At 65.7% G+C, this 17,081-nt stretch carries 15 protein-coding genes; 7 read left to right on the forward strand and 8 right to left on the reverse strand.

What is annotated here, in order from left to right; all coding sequences use genetic code 11:
* Positions 1–28 precede the first annotated feature (28 nt).
* Positions 29–262, reverse strand: coding sequence for a hypothetical protein (locus WH303_RS17215; protein WP_339520006.1), 234 nt, complete (start codon positions 260–262; stop codon positions 29–31).
* Positions 263–537: 275 nt separating this feature from the next.
* Between WH303_RS17215 and WH303_RS17220 the strand changes: the two genes are divergently transcribed.
* Positions 538–1,929: an aminotransferase-like domain-containing protein gene (locus WH303_RS17220; protein WP_339519964.1), complete on the forward strand. Its 1,392-nt coding sequence runs from the start codon at positions 538–540 to the stop codon at positions 1,927–1,929.
* A 26-nt stretch (positions 1,930–1,955) separates the two neighbouring features.
* Positions 1,956–2,603 carry a hypothetical protein gene (locus WH303_RS17225; RefSeq protein ID WP_339519966.1) on the forward strand — a complete coding sequence of 216 codons (648 nt, stop codon included), beginning with the start codon at positions 1,956–1,958 and terminating at the stop codon, positions 2,601–2,603.
* Positions 2,604–2,710: 107 nt separating this feature from the next.
* Here WH303_RS17225 and WH303_RS17230 read toward each other — a convergent pair whose 3' ends face one another.
* Positions 2,711–3,820 (reverse strand): oxidoreductase, encoded by a 1,110-nt coding sequence (locus tag WH303_RS17230; protein WP_021028690.1) that lies wholly within the window; start codon positions 3,818–3,820, stop codon positions 2,711–2,713.
* 100 nt (positions 3,821–3,920) lie between these two features.
* Between WH303_RS17230 and WH303_RS17235 the strand changes: the two genes are divergently transcribed.
* Positions 3,921–4,814 (forward strand): LysR family transcriptional regulator, encoded by an 894-nt coding sequence (locus WH303_RS17235; RefSeq protein ID WP_021028689.1) that lies wholly within the window; start codon positions 3,921–3,923, stop codon positions 4,812–4,814.
* Between the two features lie 185 nt (positions 4,815–4,999).
* Complete coding sequence (locus WH303_RS17240; protein ID WP_445228304.1) at positions 5,000–6,538, forward strand: FAD-dependent monooxygenase; 1,539 nt, start codon at positions 5,000–5,002, stop codon at positions 6,536–6,538.
* 22 nt (positions 6,539–6,560) lie between these two features.
* On the opposite strand, the gene WH303_RS17245 is transcribed toward WH303_RS17240, so the two are convergent.
* The 6 genes from WH303_RS17245 to WH303_RS17270 all read right to left on the reverse strand — a co-directional run bounded on the left by WH303_RS17245 (position 6,561) and on the right by WH303_RS17270 (position 10,362).
* Entirely contained in the window at positions 6,561–6,959 is a 399-nt protein-coding gene (locus tag WH303_RS17245) for a hypothetical protein (RefSeq protein ID WP_021028687.1), read from the reverse strand.
* Positions 6,960–7,072: 113 nt separating this feature from the next.
* Positions 7,073–7,789, reverse strand: a complete 717-nt coding sequence (gene arsH / locus WH303_RS17250; RefSeq protein ID WP_339519972.1) for an arsenical resistance protein ArsH — start codon at positions 7,787–7,789, stop codon at positions 7,073–7,075.
* The gene (gene arsB, locus WH303_RS17255; RefSeq protein WP_339519974.1) at positions 7,789–8,862 is read right to left on the reverse strand and encodes an ACR3 family arsenite efflux transporter; all 1,074 of its coding nucleotides are present in this window, start codon (positions 8,860–8,862) and stop codon (positions 7,789–7,791) included. The genes arsH and arsB overlap by 1 nt, the downstream gene beginning before the upstream one ends.
* Before the next feature lie 2 nt (positions 8,863–8,864).
* Positions 8,865–9,353 carry an arsenate reductase ArsC gene (locus WH303_RS17260; protein ID WP_339519976.1) on the reverse strand — a complete coding sequence of 163 codons (489 nt, stop codon included), beginning with the start codon at positions 9,351–9,353 and terminating at the stop codon, positions 8,865–8,867.
* A 2-nt stretch (positions 9,354–9,355) separates the two neighbouring features.
* On the reverse strand, positions 9,356–9,694 hold the full coding sequence (locus WH303_RS17265) for an ArsR/SmtB family transcription factor (RefSeq protein WP_021028683.1): 339 nt from the start codon (positions 9,692–9,694) through the stop codon (positions 9,356–9,358).
* A gap of 149 nt (positions 9,695–9,843) precedes the next feature.
* On the reverse strand, positions 9,844–10,362 hold the full coding sequence (locus WH303_RS17270; RefSeq protein WP_339519977.1) for an O-acetyl-ADP-ribose deacetylase: 519 nt from the start codon (positions 10,360–10,362) through the stop codon (positions 9,844–9,846).
* Between the two features lie 654 nt (positions 10,363–11,016).
* Between WH303_RS17270 and cobW the strand changes: the two genes are divergently transcribed.
* From cobW to WH303_RS17285, 3 genes are read left to right on the forward strand one after another with little or no spacing between them, the layout of a single operon-like run.
* Positions 11,017–12,093 carry a cobalamin biosynthesis protein CobW gene (gene cobW, locus WH303_RS17275; RefSeq protein ID WP_339519979.1) on the forward strand — a complete coding sequence of 359 codons (1,077 nt, stop codon included), beginning with the start codon at positions 11,017–11,019 and terminating at the stop codon, positions 12,091–12,093.
* Positions 12,093–15,902: a cobaltochelatase subunit CobN gene (cobN, locus tag WH303_RS17280; RefSeq protein WP_339519980.1), complete on the forward strand. Its 3,810-nt coding sequence runs from the start codon at positions 12,093–12,095 to the stop codon at positions 15,900–15,902. Before cobW ends, cobN begins: the two co-directional genes overlap by 1 nt.
* Positions 15,899–16,996, forward strand: coding sequence for an ATP-binding protein (locus tag WH303_RS17285; protein WP_339519981.1), 1,098 nt, complete (start codon positions 15,899–15,901; stop codon positions 16,994–16,996). Before cobN ends, WH303_RS17285 begins: the two co-directional genes overlap by 4 nt.
* Positions 16,997–17,081: the final 85 nt, after the last annotated feature.

A 17,081-nucleotide genomic window follows, 5' to 3' on the forward strand; every position in this document is an offset into this window, starting at 1 on the left:
TCAGCGGGGATGGACGGATGGCGGCCCATCAAGAGAACGTCAAATCCAAGCCCATGGTCCTGACCAAGGTAAAGGTCAGCAGCCCCAGCAGCAGTAGCGCCGCCAAAAAAATCGCCGCCACCTTGCCGCCTGCGCGCAGCACGGCGCGGGGGTCGCCACCCTTTTTGCCCTGGTCGTAATGCCATTTGATGGCAAAGAACATGCAGGTGCTGAACATGCCCAGCTTGAAGATCACGAAGACTACGGGGATCCAATCGATCATTTTGCAAATTTCCAGCCAATGACTTGGCACTGTCCGAGCCCCAGCGATGCCTAAGGCCGCAACGCCAGCGATTGCCATACCAGCATGGGCCGCTCTGCGTTCTGGTGCATAGTACGCAAAAGCAATTTCCATACATGCGGACAAATTGTCCCAGGGGCCGTCTGCAAAACCCTTGCCCAATGGGATGGAGCGGATCGCCCAAGTTGGCGTCCAGACCAAGGCAGTGCGTTTTGCAGAGGCCCCCTCGGCCCATCCATACATCCTCAGATACAAGCATGCAAGAAGACGACGCCCTCCCCTGGTTGCCGCGACTGAGCGCGCGGGGCGGGCCGCGCTTTTTGCAGATTGCCGATGCCTTGCAAGCGGCCCTGGCCGATGGGCTGCTGAAACCCGGGGATCGCCTGCCGCCGCAGCGCCATCTGGCGGCCTTGCTGGACGTAGACCTGACGACCGTCACCCGCGCCTACGACGAGGCCAGGCGCCGCAACCTGCTAGAAGGGCGCGGCGCGCGGGGCACCTATGTTGCGGCACCCAAGGTGGAGCTGACGGCGGTGCTCGACCTGGGTATGAACACCCCGCCGCCGCCGGCGGGGCTGGATTTTGACGATCTGTTGAAGCAAGGCCTGTCGCAGGTATTGATGGGGGCGGATTCTGCGCTGCTGATGACCTACCACCTGGGCGGCGGCAGCGATGTGGACCGACAGGCCGGCGCCCAATGGCTCAAGCCGATGTTGGGGCCGGTGGATGCCGAGCAGTTGGTTGTCTGCCCGGGCGCGCAGGCGGCGATTGCCGCCTCCATCCTGGCGCTGACTGAGCCGGGCGATGTGATCCTGGCCGAGCCGATGGGCTACCCCGGCCTGCGCGCAGCGGCGACGCAATTGGGCCGGCAGATCATCGCCGTGCCCGCTGACCAGCATGGCATGCGGCCCGAGAGCCTGGAGCAGGCCTGCCGCCAGCATCAGCCGGCGCTGCTCTACCTCAACCCCACCCTGCAGAACCCGACCGCCATCACGATGCCGTCTGCCCGGCGCCAGGCGCTGCTTGCCATCACGCAGCGCTGCAAGGTCCGCATCGTGGAAGACGACCCCTACTGGCTGCTGGCCGAAGCACCGCCGCCACCGTTGGCCAGCCTGGCGCCCGAGCAGGTGCTGTATATCTCCACCCTGTCCAAATGCCTGACGCCGGGCCTGCGCGTGGCCTTTGTGCTGGTGCGCGATCCTGCCTTGCGCGAGCGCTTCCAGACTGCCTTGCGCTCCTTTGCGCTGATGGTCTCGCCACTGTCGGCCGCGCTGGCCACGCAGTGGATTTTGGGCGGCTCGGCCTATGGGCTGATGGAGGGCGTGCGCATGGAGGCCCGCTTGCGCCACCGCATGGCGCGCGATCTGCTGGCCGGCCGCTACAGCGGCGAGGGCGATGGCCTGCATGTCTGGCTGGAACTTCCCGGGTATTGGAGTCCCGCCCAACTCGCACAAGCCGCCCAGCGCGAGGGCATCGCCGTCACCCCGGCGGAGGCCTTTGCCAGCGGCGCGGCAGACACTGCCCAGGTCAATGCCATCCGCATCTCGCTGGGCAGCATCAAGGACCGGGAGCGCTTGCAGGCGGGGCTGCAGCGCTTGTCGGCGCTGCTGGCGCGGCGGCCGGATGCGTTCACGGCTGCCGTGGTTTGACGACCGCTTTACCCAAGGACCCAGCCATGCCCGCACCAGAAGAAGACCGCGATCTGCTTGAGCACTACGTCGAGGCCTCCGCACCTTTTCTTGCACGCCACCCACAGCTGCTTGCTCCCAGTGAGATGCTGGACCAAACCGCGCAATTCGCCTACCACCCCCTGGTCCAACAGTTGGGCTGCTATGTGCTCGATGATGCAGACACCAGCGACCACTACCTTCTGGCCACCCGCTCGCCGCTCGCGGGCTGTGTGCTTTTCCTCAGCCACGATGGCGATACGCGCGCCGTTTTCGATTCGGCAACCAGCTTTTTGGTGGCGCTGCAGCAGGCGCAAGCCAGTGACCAGGAAGTCTCCGATCTGCATCCCGCGCTATCCCCTCTTGCCCAGGACCAGGATGCCTTGGGTGCATGCATACACAGGCTGCTGGATGACCAGGAATGGAACGAAGTCGTGGTCGCACTGATTCCTTCGCTCAACCTGGAAGACAAGGACCTGTTGCACAGACTGGTGGCCGATGACGACTTCTTTCTCGGCGAGGCCGTCGCTATGGCCATCGAAAAGCGCCCTGACCAAGCACTGCTAACCATGGCCCAGCTGGCCGCAGCGCATGCACATCCACAGGTTGCTCGGGCGGGAAAGCTTGCCGTTCAACGGATCCATCAGCTGGTCTAGGCTGCAGATACCACCCCGCCCGCCGCCTTATAAAAAATGGCAGTGTGAAGGGCTGAGGCACTCCAAATAGTCGCCGATACCTACCGCCAAAAGAAGGGCCTGTGCCTTCAGGCGGCGGCCAATTCCGACGCCTTGATATCCGCGATCGGCCCCAGAATGCTGCGGTCAAACGCCTTCATTGGCAGGCCTTGCTCAAGCTTGCGGGGCCAATCCGGGTTGCTGAGCGCGCCGCGCCCCAAAGCGATCAGGTCGGCGCCGTGAGCCAGCAGCTGCAGCGCGCGGTCGGCATCATGCAAACCGCCATTGGCGATGATGGTCAAGCCCGGCGCAAACCGGCGGGCCAGCTGAACCAAGCTCGGGCCTTCCGCGCCAAACGCGGGCTGCCAGGCTTCAAACTCGGTGACATGGATGTAGTCCACGCCCGCATCCGCCAACGTGCCAAAGATGGTCTCAGCGCCTTGCTCGCCTTCGGCCCATTTATGGCCGAAGTCGTTCACCTTGCCCTGGGACACGCGAATGCCCACCGGCACATCGGCACCGACTGCCGCGCGCACCGCCTGGATCGTGGCAACAGCAGCCTCCAGGCGCTGAGGCAATGCGCCACCCCAGCGGTCCGTGCGCAGATTGGTATGCGCTGTCAGGAACTGGTCCAGCAGATAGCCGTTGGCCCCGTGGATCTCGACGCCATCAAAGCCTGCGAGGCCCACGGCACGGGCCGCCGCACTGCCAAAGTGGGCCACCACATCGGCCATCTCTTCTTGCGTTATGGCGCGCGGGATGGGGTACGCCCCTTCGCCCCGGTAAAACGGCATCTGCAGGCCGCGAGGCGGTACCGCAGACGGTGCAATCGTCTGCCCCGGCCGGTAGCGGTTGAACTGCGACAGCGCCCCGGCATGCTGCAGCTGCGCGATGGACCGCGTGCCGGAGGCCTGTAGTTGGGCGGTCAGCGGGCGCCAAGCCTGGGCCTGGTCATCGCTGGCCATGCCGGGCTGGTTTTCGTAGGTTTGCGACCAGGCCTCGTCGATAAAGCTGCCTTCGGTAATCACCAGCCCAAAACCACCTTGCGCAAAGCGCTGGTAGTAGCGCTGCATGGTGGCAGTCGGCAGCCCGTCGGGCGTTGCGGTCACGCGCGTCATCGGCGCCACCGCCAGGCGGTTGCGCAGGCTCAGCTGCTTCAGATCAAATGGCGTTTGCAGGGGCGAAGTATCCAGATTCACAAGATGTCTCATTCGTTGAAAATAACAATAACTAATCTAATGGCCTTCCCTGCCAAGCGGTAGTGGCACAAAATGGGATGCCTCAATATCAAAAATCGTTATGGATACCGATTCTGTGGCCGTCTTTGTAGCGGCCAGCACCGTGGGTAGCCTGGCAGGCGCATCGCGCCAGCTCGGCCTGACACCGATGGCCGCGTCGCGCCACCTGGCGGCGCTAGAGCGTTCGCTGGGCACGCGGCTGATGCACCGCAGCACCCGCGCCGTCACCCTTACCGCTGAAGGCGAGGAGTTTCTGCCCCTGGCCCGCACCATCCTCGATGCCGTCGGCGAAGCAGCCAGCACCCTGGCGCCTGCCGCACAAGGGGCCCATGGCCTGCTGCGTGTCACAACGCCCGGCGCATTTGGTCGGCGCATCCTGCTACCCGTGGCCGAGCAGCTCATGCAGGCCAACCCTGCACTGCGCGTTGATCTGCAGTTCGATGACAAGGTGACCGATATCACCGCCGCAGGCATGGACCTGGCCATCCGCATCGCGCCGCCCAGCGCATCAGACCTGGTTGCGCAAGAGCTGGCCCCCAACCCCAGGGTGCTCTGTGCCAGCCCCGCCTACCTGGCGCAGGCCCCCGCGCTGCACAGCTTGAAGGATCTCGACCACCATGCCTGCATCAAGCTCAGCAGCATGCCCAGTTGGCCGTTTCTGGTCGATAGCCAGGAGCGGCAGCTTAGGGTCAACGGGCGCTTTGGCTGCAACTCGGTGGAAGGCGTGCGCGCCGCCTGCCTGCGCGGCATGGGGCTGGCGATGATGACCCACTGGGATGTGGTGGACGAAACCGCAGACGGCCGCTTGGTCGCCATCACGCTCTCAGACGCCGTGCTCCCCAGCCTGTCGGTATGGGCGCTCTACCCCAGCCGCAAATACGTGCCGCAGCGGGTGCGCGTCTTGATGGCCGCGCTGAAATCGGCACTGGCACCTTCTTTAGACACAGCGCTATAATCCGCCCGTCGAAAAAGGCAGACTTGGTTTGGTAAGCCCAGGTCCTTCCCCACGGAAGCGCTGACTCTGCCCGCGCATGGGTCCCCACGACGAACTTGCACCGCATCTGCATGCGGCCATCGGTTCGTCCCAGGGGTTCTCAAGACAAAGAATCACTCCGGCCGAACGGTCAAACGAGAGAGGACATGTCCATGCCTACGATCCCCCCTTACGACGTCATCGTTGTTGGTGCAGGCCCCGTCGGCCTGCTGCTCAGCTGCGAGCTGCGGCTCGCCCAGTGCTCTGTGCTGGTGCTCGAGCAAGCCGGCGACCCGCACTCCCCGCTCAAGCAAGCGCCCTTTGGCATTCGTGGCCTCACTATCCCCTCGCTGGAGGCGCTGCAGCGCCGGGGCTTGCTGGAGGCCGTCACCGCGTCCCTGCATGGTGGCGCGCCCGCCGCATCGCGCCCCCACTGGCTGCAGCATGCGCGCCGGCCCGGTGGGCACTTTGCGGGCCTGCAGTTCTTCCAGGACCAGATTGACACCACACGCTGGCCCTACCGGCTGCCCAGCCCCGTCAGCGAAAGCATGCCCACGACCATGGAGCGCCTTGAATCGGTGCTGGCACGGCGGGCGGCAGAACTGGGTGTGCATGTGCGCCGAGGGGTTCGCGTGTCCGGCCTGGTGCAGTCAGCCGACAGCGTGCAAGTGCAAGCCGGTGATGCACAGCTGCAAAGCCGCTGGCTGGTGGGCTGCGATGGTGGCCGCAGCCAGATCCGCAAAGCCGCCGGTTTTGACTTCGCCGGCACCGAGCCCGAATTCACGGGCTATTCGGTAGAGGCCACGCTGGAGAACAGCGCTGCCCTCAGCCCCGGCCGCCATTACACGGCCACGGGCATGTACACCTTCCAGCCGCCCGGCACGATCGCGATGGTGGATTTTGACGGCGGCGCGTTCCACGGCAGTGCGCCCATCACTGCAGGCCATGTGCAAACGGTGCTGCGCCGGGTCAGCGGCAGCGATGCCGCGATCACATCGCTACAACTCGCATCCACCTGGACCGACCGCGCCCGCCAGACCAGCAGCTACCGCAAGGGCCGCGTGCTGCTGGCGGGAGACGCCGCCCATATCCACTCGCCCTTGGGCGGCCAGGGCCTGAACCTCGGTCTTGGGGATGCAATGAACCTGGGCTGGAAGCTGGCCGCCACCATCCAAGGCGACGCGCCAGAGGGCCTGCTGGACAGCTATACCGCCGAGCGCCACCCGGTCGGCGCCCAGGTGCTGGACTGGTCCCGCGCCCAGGTCGCCCTGATGCGGCCCAGCCCCGCCACACGCGCCCTCGCCGATATCCTGCGCGACCTGGTCGCCACGCGCGACGGCGCCACCTACTTTGCCGATCGCGTCTGGGGCGCGACGCTGCGCTATGACCTCGGCGACCCCCACCCCTTGGTCGGCCGCAGCGCGCCCGACTTTGCGCTGGCCGATGGCTCGACCCTCGCTGGCCATCTGCAGACCGGCCATGGCTTGCTGCTGGACTTTGGCAGCGCCGCGCCGTTGCGCGACTTGTCAGCAGGGTGGAAGGGGCGCCTTCGCTATATCGCCAGCAGCGCGGCTGATGAACTTGGCTTGCAATCGCTGCTGGTCCGCCCGGATGGCATCGTCGCCTGGGTGGGTGAAGGTGTTGTGGAGCAGGACCAGGCGGCTGAGGCAATTCAACGCTGGTTTGGCCAGCCGCTGCAGCGCTGATGCGCGGGCGGGGGGCCGGACCTTAATCCGGCTCCGGCCAAAACATCTTTCGGACCTGGTCGTTGAAGTAAGGCAGCATCAAGGTCAAACCGCCCGAGGCATTGGCCAGAAAATCCAGCACTTGGGCCCAGGAGGACTCGACGGAGAGCCAGTTGTTGCCGACGATAAACAGCAGCCCGCAGGCGGTGGTGACCAGGTTGAGCGCAGGCGCCCAGGGACGAAAGCGCATGCAGCCATAAAAACCGGCGGTCCAACCCAAGATGATGAAGCACAGCAGCACGACCATCTCCCCCTCCAGCGCGATAGGAAACCGCAGCGGATGCTGCGAGGACAGCAGCTCGGTCCTGAAATCCATGCGGATGGACAGCACTAACAGGAGGACGGTGGCGATAACGAGCAGGCGGTAGCGATTTTTGGTCATGGGTCTGGGGCAAGTTGCGCCATGCTAGCAAATCGCCAACCGCTAGAGGCCTTCCTCTATGAGTCTTCTCAGCCCTCAGGACTGTGTCACCCCTTTTGTATCCCGCGCAGCGCTCACAGGCTCGCCAAGGTCTGGGCATGCATCTTTGCGCGCTCCTCCTTGCGCTCGCTGTAGCGGTCCACCAGATACGGCGCAAGGTCCCGGGTCAGCAGGGTGAACTTCAGCAGCTCCTCCATCACATCCACCACGCGGTCATAAAAAGGCGATGGCTTCATGCGCCCCTCGTCGTCAAACTCCTGGTAGGCCTTGGCGACCGAGCTTTGGTTGGGAATGGTCAACAGGCGCATCCAGCGGCCCAGAATGCGCAGCTGGTTCACGGCATTGAAGGACTGCGAGCCGCCGCTCACCTGCATGACCGCCAGCGTCTTTCCCTGCGTGGGCCGCACGGCGCCGTCGGACAGCGGTATCCAGTCCACCTGGGTCTTCATGATGCCGGTCATCGCGCCGTGGCGCTCCGGTGAAGTCCAGACCATGCCTTCGCACCACCGCACCAGCGCGCGCAGCTCCGCCACCTTGGGGTGGTCCTCCGGCACGGTATCGGGCTGCGGCAAGCCGTCGGGATCGTAGATGCGGACCTCGGCCCCCATGCCTTCCAGCAGCCGCGCTGCCTCCTGGGTCAGGAGCCGGCTGTAGGAGCGCTCACGCAGCGAGCCATACAGCATCAGGATGCGCGGAGCATGGGCAGACAGCTGGCGAGGCTGCAGCTGCTGCGGGCCAGGGGCCTGGAAGCTGCGGGCGTCGATATGGCGGGAGAGGGCATCAGCAGACATCAGTGTCCTTGGGTGGGCAGAGCTGGCAGGGCATCCTCATACCAGCGCTTGGATCGATTGACAACGGCCACGACGGCCAGCATCACCGGCACCTCGATCAGCACGCCGACCACGGTGGCCAGCGCTGCGCCCGAGTTGAGGCCAAACAGGCTGATCGCGGTGGCGACGGCCAGTTCAAAGAAGTTGCTGGCACCAATCAGCGCCGAGGGCCCGGCCACGCAATGGGCCACCCCCAGCTTCTGGTTGAGCCAGTACGCCAGCCCGGCATTGAGCACCACTTGCACCAGGATAGGCACGGCCAAGAGCGCAATCACCAAGGGCTGCGCCAGGATCGACTGGCCCTGGAACGCAAACAGCAGCACCAGCGTGGCCAGCAAGGCCAGGATGGACACCGGCCCCATCAGCTCGGCGGCCCGGCCCAGTGCCTGGCTGCCGCGCCTGAGCAGGTATTTGCGCAGCATCTGGGCCAGCGCCACCGGCACCAGGATGTAGAGCACGACCGAGACCAGCAAGGTGTCCCAGGGCACCGTGATCGAGGAGATGCCCAGCAGCAAGGCGACGATCGGCGCAAAGGCCACCAGCATGATGGCGTCATTCAAGGCCACCTGCGACAGCGTGAAGTACGGATCCCCTTTGCACAGCTGGCTCCAGACAAAGACCATCGCCGTGCAAGGCGCTGCGGCGAGCAAAATCAAACCGGCGACATAGCTGTCTATCTGCGCAGGATCGAGCCACTGCGCAAACACATGGCGCAAAAACAGCCAGGCCAGCAAGGCCATCGAAAACGGCTTGAGGCCCCAGTTGATGAACAAGGTCACCCCTATGCCCCGTGCATGGCGGCGCAGCTGCGACAGCGCAGAAAAGTCAATCTTGAGCAGCATGGGAATGACCATCACCCAGATGAGCACACCCACCGGCAGGTTCACCTTGGCCACCTCCATCGCAGCCACGGCCTCGGTCAGGCCCGGCACGGTATAACCCAGGCCCACGCCAGCGCAGATGCACAGCAGCACCCAGAGCGTGAGGTAGCGCTCAAACCCACCGATCACCGGCTTGGTCTCAGGCACGGGCATGTTCAAGACTCCGCAATCCGCTGCACGGCCGCTTGCAGCGCCTGGTTGCCCAGCTTGTCAAACGGCAGTTGCAGCAGCTGCAGCATGCGGTAGGCCAGCGCCTGGCGGGTCAGCTCAAAGCGCTGGGCTTGCTCCTCGCTGGCGGCCTCGGAGGGGTCCGGGTAGCTCCAATGGGCACGCACTGGCGCGCCCGGCCACAAGGGGCAAGGCTGGGCAGCGGCGCTGTCGCAAACGGTGATGACCACGCGCATCTCTGGCATACCAGGCTGCGCAAACAGGTCCATGCTCTTGCTCGCCAGCGCCGATACATCCACACCCGCAGCACGCAACGCCGCCAGCGCCTGCGGATGGACACGGCCACTGGGTGCAGCGCCGGCGCTGAAGGCTTTGGCATCGATGCCCAGTGTCTGCGCCCAGTGGTTGAACATGGCCTCGGCCAGCACGCTGCGGGCCGAGTTGTGGGTGCACAGCACCAATACATGGGTGGTCATCGTCAGCAGCCTTTGTCGCTGGCAGGGCAGCACTGGGGAGCGGTCACCTCGCAGCGGGCGCCCGCGCAGCAGTTCTCGGTCAAATAGCGCAGAACGCCATCCATGCGCGCAAAGTCCGCGCGGTAGACCAGGTTGCGGCTCACGCGCTCCTGCGTGACCAGGCCCGCATGGACCAGCTCCTTGAGGTGGAAGGACAGCGCCGTGGCCGCAACGCCCAGCGCCTCCGCCAACACCGAGGGCGTAAGCCCGTCAGCCCCGGCCACCACCAGCGCACGAAACACCCGCAAGCGGACCTGGTGGGCCAGTGCGGCCAGCGATTTGATGACATGGTCTTCATTCATATTTCAATGATACTTGAAATGTTGAAATAAAGCACCGAAAACTTTAGCGTTTGCTAGCAATGCGCCCGAAAAGCCCATCGAGCCCTGGCAGCCGGTAGCGAGGTTGGGTCACGGGGGTATCGAGCAGATAGAGCCGGCTGGCCCATGAATCAGGCCGTGGGTGCGTTCAAGACCGCTTCATATGCAAGCAGATCCGCTGGGGAAAAGCAGCAGAAGACCACCTCTTCAATCGACGTGTGTGCAGACAAGCTCTCTCGAACCGTGCGCACTGCCAGCTGCACAGCCAACGCCATGGGATAGCCAAAGATGCCCGTGCTGATGCTGGGAAAAGCGATGGATGTCACCGATTTCTCCTCGGCCAGCGCCATACAGCGCCGGTAGCAAGCAGCCAGCAGCTCCGGCTCGCCGTGGTCCCCGCCCCGCCACACGGGCCCTACCGTATGGATGATGTAGTCCGCATGCAGCCGGTAGGCCTGGGTCAGCTTGGCATCCCCCGTTTTGCAACCACCCAGCAGCCGGCATTCGTGCACCAGGTCCGGGCCAGCTGCACGGTGGATGGCACCGTCCACCCCGCCACCGCCCAGCAGCGATGAGTTGGCGGCGTTCACAATCGCCCCCATATGGAGCTTGGTGATATCGGATTGGACGGCGTGCAGGCGTGTGGACATGGGCGTACATCTCAATGGTGAAAAAACAAGGCCCCTGCAAAGGGCGGGCAGCGGTGCCAATGCATCATCGCAGACTGCGCTGGCAGCCTTGCAACAGGACAAGCCTCTTTTATAGCCATCAACAAGGGCTTGTTGAAGACTCGCGCCAAGCAGTGCCCCAGATCTGCGAGAAGCCATGCCGCCCGCCATGCCAGCGCCCCCAGCCACGCCCTCGGACGCAGTAGAATGGCCCGCACTTGTTCGCAAAGAAGCCGGTGACAATCCGGCACGGTCGCGCCACTGTATCGCTGCCGCAGGCCCCGGGCTCGCCCCGCGCCTTGCGCTGCCAAGTCAGACCTTTGTGCCAAGCCACCCCCGAACCAGCTGCAACCGGCATCAAGCCCGCTGGTTTGCCTAGGACGCGCTTTTCCTGGAGTTCCCATGCAGACACCTGCCCCCAGCCGCCGCTTGGCGCTGCCCTTGCACCCGGCGCTATGGCGCACAGGCCTGGCCTGGCCGTTGGCGGGATGCGGCCGCTAGGCGGCCAGCACTCGTCCGGCCCCGGCCCCCGCCCCGCCTCCCCCTTTTTGTTTCAGACTGCCGCGCGCGCTGCGCCCACCGGCCCCGCCCCAGGCTTGCCCGGCAGCCCTCCCCTTTTATTTGGAGACATCCCCCATGCGCACCAGCCAGAAGATTCCAGCCACCATCGTCACCGGCTTTCTGGGCAGCGGCAAGACCACCTTGCTGCGCCATATCCTGTCCAACGCCAACGGCCGCCGCATTGCGGTGATCGTCAACGAGTTCGGCGAGCTGGGCATTGATGGCGAGATTCTGCGTGGCTGCGGCATTGGCTGCGAAGACGAGAACGGCGAGCAGGCCGGCCAACTGTATGAACTGGCCAATGGCTGCATGTGCTGCACCGTGCAGGAAGAGTTCTACCCCGTGATGCGCAAGCTGATCGAGCGCCGTGGCGATATCGACCATATCCTCATCGAGACCAGCGGCCTGGCCCTGCCCAAGCCCCTGGTGCAGGCCTTCAACTGGCCCGAGATCAAGAACGCCTGCACGGTCGATGCGGTGATCACCGTGGTCGATGTGCCCGCCGCAGCCGCCGGCCAGTTTGCCGCCAACCCCGCTGCGGTCGATCTGCAGCGCAAGCAGGACCCCAACCTCGACCACGAGTCGCCGCTGCATGAGCTGTTTGAAGACCAGCTCATCTCCGCCGACCTGGTGGTGCTGAGCAAGCTTGACCAGGCCAGCGCCGCCGACCGCGCCGCTGTCGAGGCCCTGGTGCGCGAAGACATTCCGCCTGCCGTCAAGATCGTGGCTGCCGACCATGGCCGCATCGACCTGGATGTGGTGCTGGGCCTGTCCAGCGCGTCCGAGGAAAGCATCGAGTCGCGCAAGGGCCACCACGAGCACGAAGCCGGCCATGTGCATGACGAGCACGACCATGACGATTTCGACTCCGTCGTCGTGCAGCTGGGCGAAGTGGAGCGCGAAGCACTGCTGGCCCAGCTGGCCGATGTGGTCGCGCAGCAGACCGTCTACCGCATCAAGGGCTTTGTAGCCCTGCCCGGCAAGCCCATGCGCCTGGTGGTGCATGGCGTGGGCAAGCGCTTTGACAGCTACTTTGACCGCCCATGGCGCGCCGATGAAAAGCGCGCAAGCCACCTGGTCTTTATCGGCCATGACCTGGACGAGGCAGCCATCCGCGCCCAGCTCGCTGCCAGCCCGGTCGGAGCGCTCTGATGCATTTGCTCGCGGTCCAGCCCGGTGGCTTTGTCGACGACGAGGCCTTTGTCTCCAGCCTGGGGCAAACCCCGGCCGACATCGTGATCCTGAGCGCCGCAGACACCACCTTGGCCCTGCTGGCGCAAGCCTATGCGCAGCTGCGGGCCGGCATGGATGGCGAGCAACTGCCCAGCGTGCGGCTGGCCAATCTGATGTACCTGCGCCAGCCCGCATCGGTCGATCTGTATGCCGATGAGGTGCTGCAGCATGCCAAGCTCATCATCATCGACCACCTCGGCGGCGAGAGCTACTGGCCCTATGGCACCGAGCGGGTGATGTCGCTGTGCCGCGCCCACAAGATTGCGCTGGCCATGTTCTCGGGCGACAGCAGCGAGGACCTGAACCTGCTGCAAAAGAGCACCGTGCCGCAGCAGGACTGCCGCACCCTGTGGCGCTACCTGCGCGAAGGCGGCCTGGCCAATGCGCGCGAGCTGTTCCGCTTTGTCTGGCACGGCCTGCTGGGCGGCCCGCATGCGGCGCTACCCCCGCGCCCCCTGCCGGCGGTGGCCGTCTACCACCCCGCGAGCGACGAGGCCACGGTCGCCACCTGGCAGCAGCCGGGCCCGCTGCAGTGGCAGCCCGGCGCGCCGGTGGTGATGCTGCTGTTCTACAAGGCGCATCTGCAGTCGGGCAACACCCAGGTGTTTGCCGACCTGTGCCAGGCGCTGCTTGCCAAGGGCATGAACCCGCTGCCGCTGGCCTTGCAATCGCTGAAGGACGCCGGGTGCCTGGCGGCCTTGCAGGCGCTGTGCGCCAGCGAAGAGGTCGCGCTGATCCTCAACACCACCGCCTTCTCGCAGGCCTCGCTGGATACGCCCGGCGACCATGCCCTGGCAGGCGATATCCCCGTGTTGCAGCTGATCCTGTCGGGCAGCAATGAGCAGACCTGGCTGGACAGCACCCATGGCCTGCAGCCGCGCGATATTGCGATGCATGTGGCCATGCCCGAGGTCGATGGCCGCATCATCACGCGGGCGATCAGCTTCAAGGGCCTGTCGCACCGCAGCGATCTGACCCAATCGGATGTGGTGCAGTACCAGGCCCACCCCGAGCGCATGGGCTTTGTCGTGGCGCTGGCCCAGCGCTGGTGCCAGCTGCGCCGCAAGCCCAATGCCGACAAGCGCCTGGCCCTGGTGCTGGCCAACTACCCCAGCAGCGAAGGCCGCATCGGCAATGGCGTGGGGCTGGATACGCCTGCTTCCGTCATCGAGATCCTGCGCGCACTGGTGGCCGATGGCTATGCCGTCGATGCGATGCCCGCCGACAGCCAGGCGCTGATGGAGCTGCTGCAGCAAGGCATCACCAATGCGCCCGACTCCTGGGCCACGCGCGCCGCCTGGCAAAGCCTGAGCCTGGCCGACTACCTGCAGTACTTTGGCATCCTTCCAGCCGCCAACCAGCAGGCCATCACCGAGCGCTGGGGCACGCCCGCACAAGACCCGATGCTGCGCGAAGGCCGCTTTATGGTGTCCGGTCTGCGCCTGGGCCAGATCTTTGTCGGCGTGCAGCCGGCGCGCGGCTACCAGCTTGATGCGCTGGCCGCCTACCATGACCCGGACCTGGTGCCGCCGCACTACTACCTGGCCTTCTACCACTGGCTGCGCAGCCAATGGCAGGCCGATGCGATGGTGCATGTGGGCAAGCACGGCAACCTCGAATGGCTGCCCGGCAAGAGCGTGGCACTGTCGGCCAGCTGCTGGCCCGATCTGGTGCTGGGCCCCCTGCCCCACCTCTACCCGTTTATCGTCAATGACCCCGGCGAAGGCACGCAGGCCAAGCGCCGCGCCCAGGCCGTGATCATTGACCACCTGATGCCCCCGCTCACCCGCGCCGAGAGCTATGGGCCCACGCGCGATCTGGAGCGCATGGTGGACGAGTACTACGAGGCCGCCACCCTGGACCACAAGCGCGCGCAAATCCTGCGCAAGCAGATCCTCGCCCACATCGTGCAGCACGACCTGCACCAGGACCTGGGCCTGCAGGCGCCCGCCAGCGACGAGGAAGAGCAGCAGCTGCTCAACCGCACCGATGCCTACCTGTGCGAGTTGAAGGAAAGCCAGATCCGCGACGGCCTGCATATCTTCGGCGTCTCGCCCGCCGGCCGGCTGGAGACCGACACCTTGCTCGCCTTGGCGCGCCACCCGGTCGGTGCTGGCAAGGGCGCCAACCAAAGCCTGGTGCGCGCCATCGCCCGCGATCTGGGCCTGGACTTTGACCCACTCGATGCCGACTGGGCCGCTGCCTGGACCGGCCCGCGCCCCAGCCTGCTGCAGGATCTGACTGACCAAGCCTGGCGTCACCACGGCGATACCCGCGAGCGCCTGGAGCTGCTGGCATTGCAAATACTGGCACCCGGCGCAGCGCTGCCGCCAGCGCTGGCAGACCTTAGCCAAGGTCACACCCATGCCGTGCTGGCGCGTGTGCAGCAGGATCTGCGCCCCCGCCTGGCCGCTTGCGGCCCGCAAGAGCTGCTGCAACTGCTGCGCGGCCTGGCGGGGCGCTTTGTGCCGGCGGGCCCGAGCGGCGCGCCCACACGCGGCCGGCCCGATGTGCTGCCCACGGGGCGCAATTTCTTCTCGGTCGATACGCGCGCCATCCCCACGCAAACCAGCTGGGGCATGGGCTTTAAATCCGCGCAGTTGCTGGTCGAGCGCTACACGCAAGAGCATGGCGAATACCCCGTCACCATTGGCCTGTCCGTGTGGGGCACGGCCACCATGCGCACCGGTGGCGACGATATCTCGCAGGCCTTTGCGCTGATGGGCGTGCGCCCCACCTGGGCCGATGGCAGCTGGCGGGTCAGCGATTTTGAGGTGCTGCCGCTGCATGTGCTGGGGCGGCCCCGGGTCGATGTGACCTTGCGCGTCTCGGGCTTTTTCCGGGATGCGTTCAGCAATGTGATTCGCCTGTTTGATGCCGCCGTACAAAAGGTTGCGGCGCTCGACGACGAAGACGCCGCGCAAAACCCGATCCGCGCCCGCGTGCTGGCCGAGGCCGCGCAGCTGCAGCAGCAGGGGCTGGACGCCAAGGAGGCGCGCCACCAGGCAGGCCTGCGCGTGTTTGGCGCCAAGCCCGGCAGCTACGGCGCTGGCCTGCAGGGCCTGATCGACAGCGGCCAGTGGCAAAGCGACGAAGACCTGGCAACGGCCTACCGCAACTGGGGCGCCTATGCCTACGGCCAGCACGACGATGGCAGCCAGGTGCCCGAGACCTTTGTGCGGCGCCTCGCCGAGATGCAGCTGGTGCTGCACAACCAGGACAACCGCGAGCACGATGTGCTCGACTCCGGCGACTACTACCAGTTCCAGGGCGGCATGGCCGCTGCCGTGCGCCACTACAGCGGCCAGCAACCGGCCCTGTACTTTGGCGACCACAGCAACCCCGAGTCGCCGCGCATGCGCAGTCTGCAAGAAGAGATCAGCCGCGTGGTGCGCTCGCGTGCCACCAACCCCAAGTGGATCGAGGGCGTGCAGCGCCATGGCTACAAGGGCGCGTTCGAGATTGCCGCCACCGTGGACTACCTCTTTGCCTTTGATGCCACCGCCCGCGTGGTGCGCGACGACCAGTACGCCCGCGTGACTGATGCCTTTGTCGCCGATGACACCACGCGCGCCTTTATGCAGCAGCACAATCCGCAGGCCTTCCACGGCATGTGCGAGCGCCTGCTCGAGGCCATACAGCGCGGGCTGTGGCAAGCGCCCGGCGACTACCCCCAATTGTTGGAGACCCATTTGCTCGAGACCGAACACCTGCTGGAGATGCGATGAGCACCGCCACCGATCTGCATTTTCCCTTCAGCGCCATTGAGGGCCAGGCCGCGCTGCAGCAGGCCTTGCTGCTGCTGGCGGTCGATCCGCAACTGGGCGGCGTACTGGTGGAAGGCCCGCGCGGCACTGCCAAATCCACCAGTGCCCGCGCGCTGGCTGCGCTGCTGCCCAGCGGCCATTTTGTCAATCTGCCGCTGGGCACCACTGAAGAACAACTGCAAGGCGCGCTGGATCTGGAAGCTGCGCTGCAATCGTCGGCCGTGCAGTTCCGCCCCGGCCTGCTGGCCCAGGCGCACCAGGGCATTCTGTATGTGGACGAGGTCAACCTGCTGCCCGATGGCCTGGTGGACTTGCTGCTCGATGTCAGCGCCAGCGGCACCAACCGCATCGAGCGCGATGGCGTATCGCACCAGCATGCCGCGCGCATTGCGCTGATCGGCACGATGAACCCCGAAGAAGGCCAGCTGCGCCCGCAGTTGCTCGACCGCTTTGGCCTGTTTGTGCGCCTGCCCAATGTGCCCGATGTGGAGACGCGCAAACGCATCGTGCGTGCCCGCATGGCCTTTGACGCAGACCCGGCCCAGTTCTGCGCCCAGCAAGCGGAGGCACAAGCCCGGCTGCGCGCGCAGATTGCGGCGGCACGGCAGCAGTTGGCCAGCGTCGTCTGGCCCGATGCAGTGTTTGATGCCGTTGCACAGCTGTGCCAGCAATCCGGTGCCGAAGGCGTGCGTGCCGACCTGGTGATGCTGCGTGCCGCCCGCGCCCAGGCAGCACTGGCGGGCCATGCCGAGGTGAGCCTGGCCGATGTGCAGGCCGTGGCGGAGTTGGCACTGGCCCACCGCCGCAATGCCGATGCGGCGCAGCCGCCATCGCCGAGTGGCCAGGCCAACGATCCCAACGGTCAACAAGACCAACAGCAGCAACCGCAGCGGCAACCGCCAAACCAGGCACAAACCAGCAAGGCTAACGCCCACAGCAACAACGCCAATGCCAACCACAGCCAGCCCGATGGCTGGGGCGGCATGGCCGCGCCGCGCCACACCGGTATCGAGCCCGTCAAGGCCCTGCGGCCCTTTATCGCAAAAAAAGCCTGACGCGCCTCAGCCTGGCCGGCAAGGCCAAGCTGGGGCGCGCGCAGAGCACGCAGCGCGCCGGCCGCCTGCTGGCAACGGCCAGCCA

This window comes from Comamonas sp. MYb69 (genome assembly GCF_037479315.1).
In the GTDB taxonomy this organism is placed as follows: Bacteria; Pseudomonadota; Gammaproteobacteria; order Burkholderiales; family Burkholderiaceae_C; genus Comamonas.

What these genes read in the sequence shown, in the direction of transcription:
- WH303_RS17215 (WP_339520006.1), bottom strand. Translation starts at nt 262, where the DNA reads ATGATCGATTGGATCCCCGTAGTCTTCGTGATCTTCAAGCTGGGCATG.
- WH303_RS17220 (WP_339519964.1), top strand. Translation starts at nt 538, where the DNA reads ATGCAAGAAGACGACGCCCTCCCCTGGTTGCCGCGACTGAGCGCGCGG.
- WH303_RS17225 (WP_339519966.1), top strand. Translation starts at nt 1,956, where the DNA reads ATGCCCGCACCAGAAGAAGACCGCGATCTGCTTGAGCACTACGTCGAG.
- WH303_RS17235 (WP_021028689.1), top strand. Translation starts at nt 3,921, where the DNA reads ATGGATACCGATTCTGTGGCCGTCTTTGTAGCGGCCAGCACCGTGGGT.
- WH303_RS17240 (WP_445228304.1), top strand. Translation starts at nt 5,000, where the DNA reads ATGTCCATGCCTACGATCCCCCCTTACGACGTCATCGTTGTTGGTGCA.
- WH303_RS17245 (WP_021028687.1), bottom strand. Translation starts at nt 6,959, where the DNA reads ATGACCAAAAATCGCTACCGCCTGCTCGTTATCGCCACCGTCCTCCTG.
- arsH (WP_339519972.1), bottom strand. Translation starts at nt 7,789, where the DNA reads ATGTCTGCTGATGCCCTCTCCCGCCATATCGACGCCCGCAGCTTCCAG.
- arsB (WP_339519974.1), bottom strand. Translation starts at nt 8,862, where the DNA reads ATGCCCGTGCCTGAGACCAAGCCGGTGATCGGTGGGTTTGAGCGCTAC.
- WH303_RS17260 (WP_339519976.1), bottom strand. Translation starts at nt 9,353, where the DNA reads ATGACCACCCATGTATTGGTGCTGTGCACCCACAACTCGGCCCGCAGC.
- WH303_RS17265 (WP_021028683.1), bottom strand. Translation starts at nt 9,694, where the DNA reads ATGAATGAAGACCATGTCATCAAATCGCTGGCCGCACTGGCCCACCAG.
- WH303_RS17270 (WP_339519977.1), bottom strand. Translation starts at nt 10,362, where the DNA reads ATGTCCACACGCCTGCACGCCGTCCAATCCGATATCACCAAGCTCCAT.
- cobW (WP_339519979.1), top strand. Translation starts at nt 11,017, where the DNA reads ATGCGCACCAGCCAGAAGATTCCAGCCACCATCGTCACCGGCTTTCTG.
- cobN (WP_339519980.1), top strand. Translation starts at nt 12,093, where the DNA reads ATGCATTTGCTCGCGGTCCAGCCCGGTGGCTTTGTCGACGACGAGGCC.
- WH303_RS17285 (WP_339519981.1), top strand. Translation starts at nt 15,899, where the DNA reads ATGAGCACCGCCACCGATCTGCATTTTCCCTTCAGCGCCATTGAGGGC.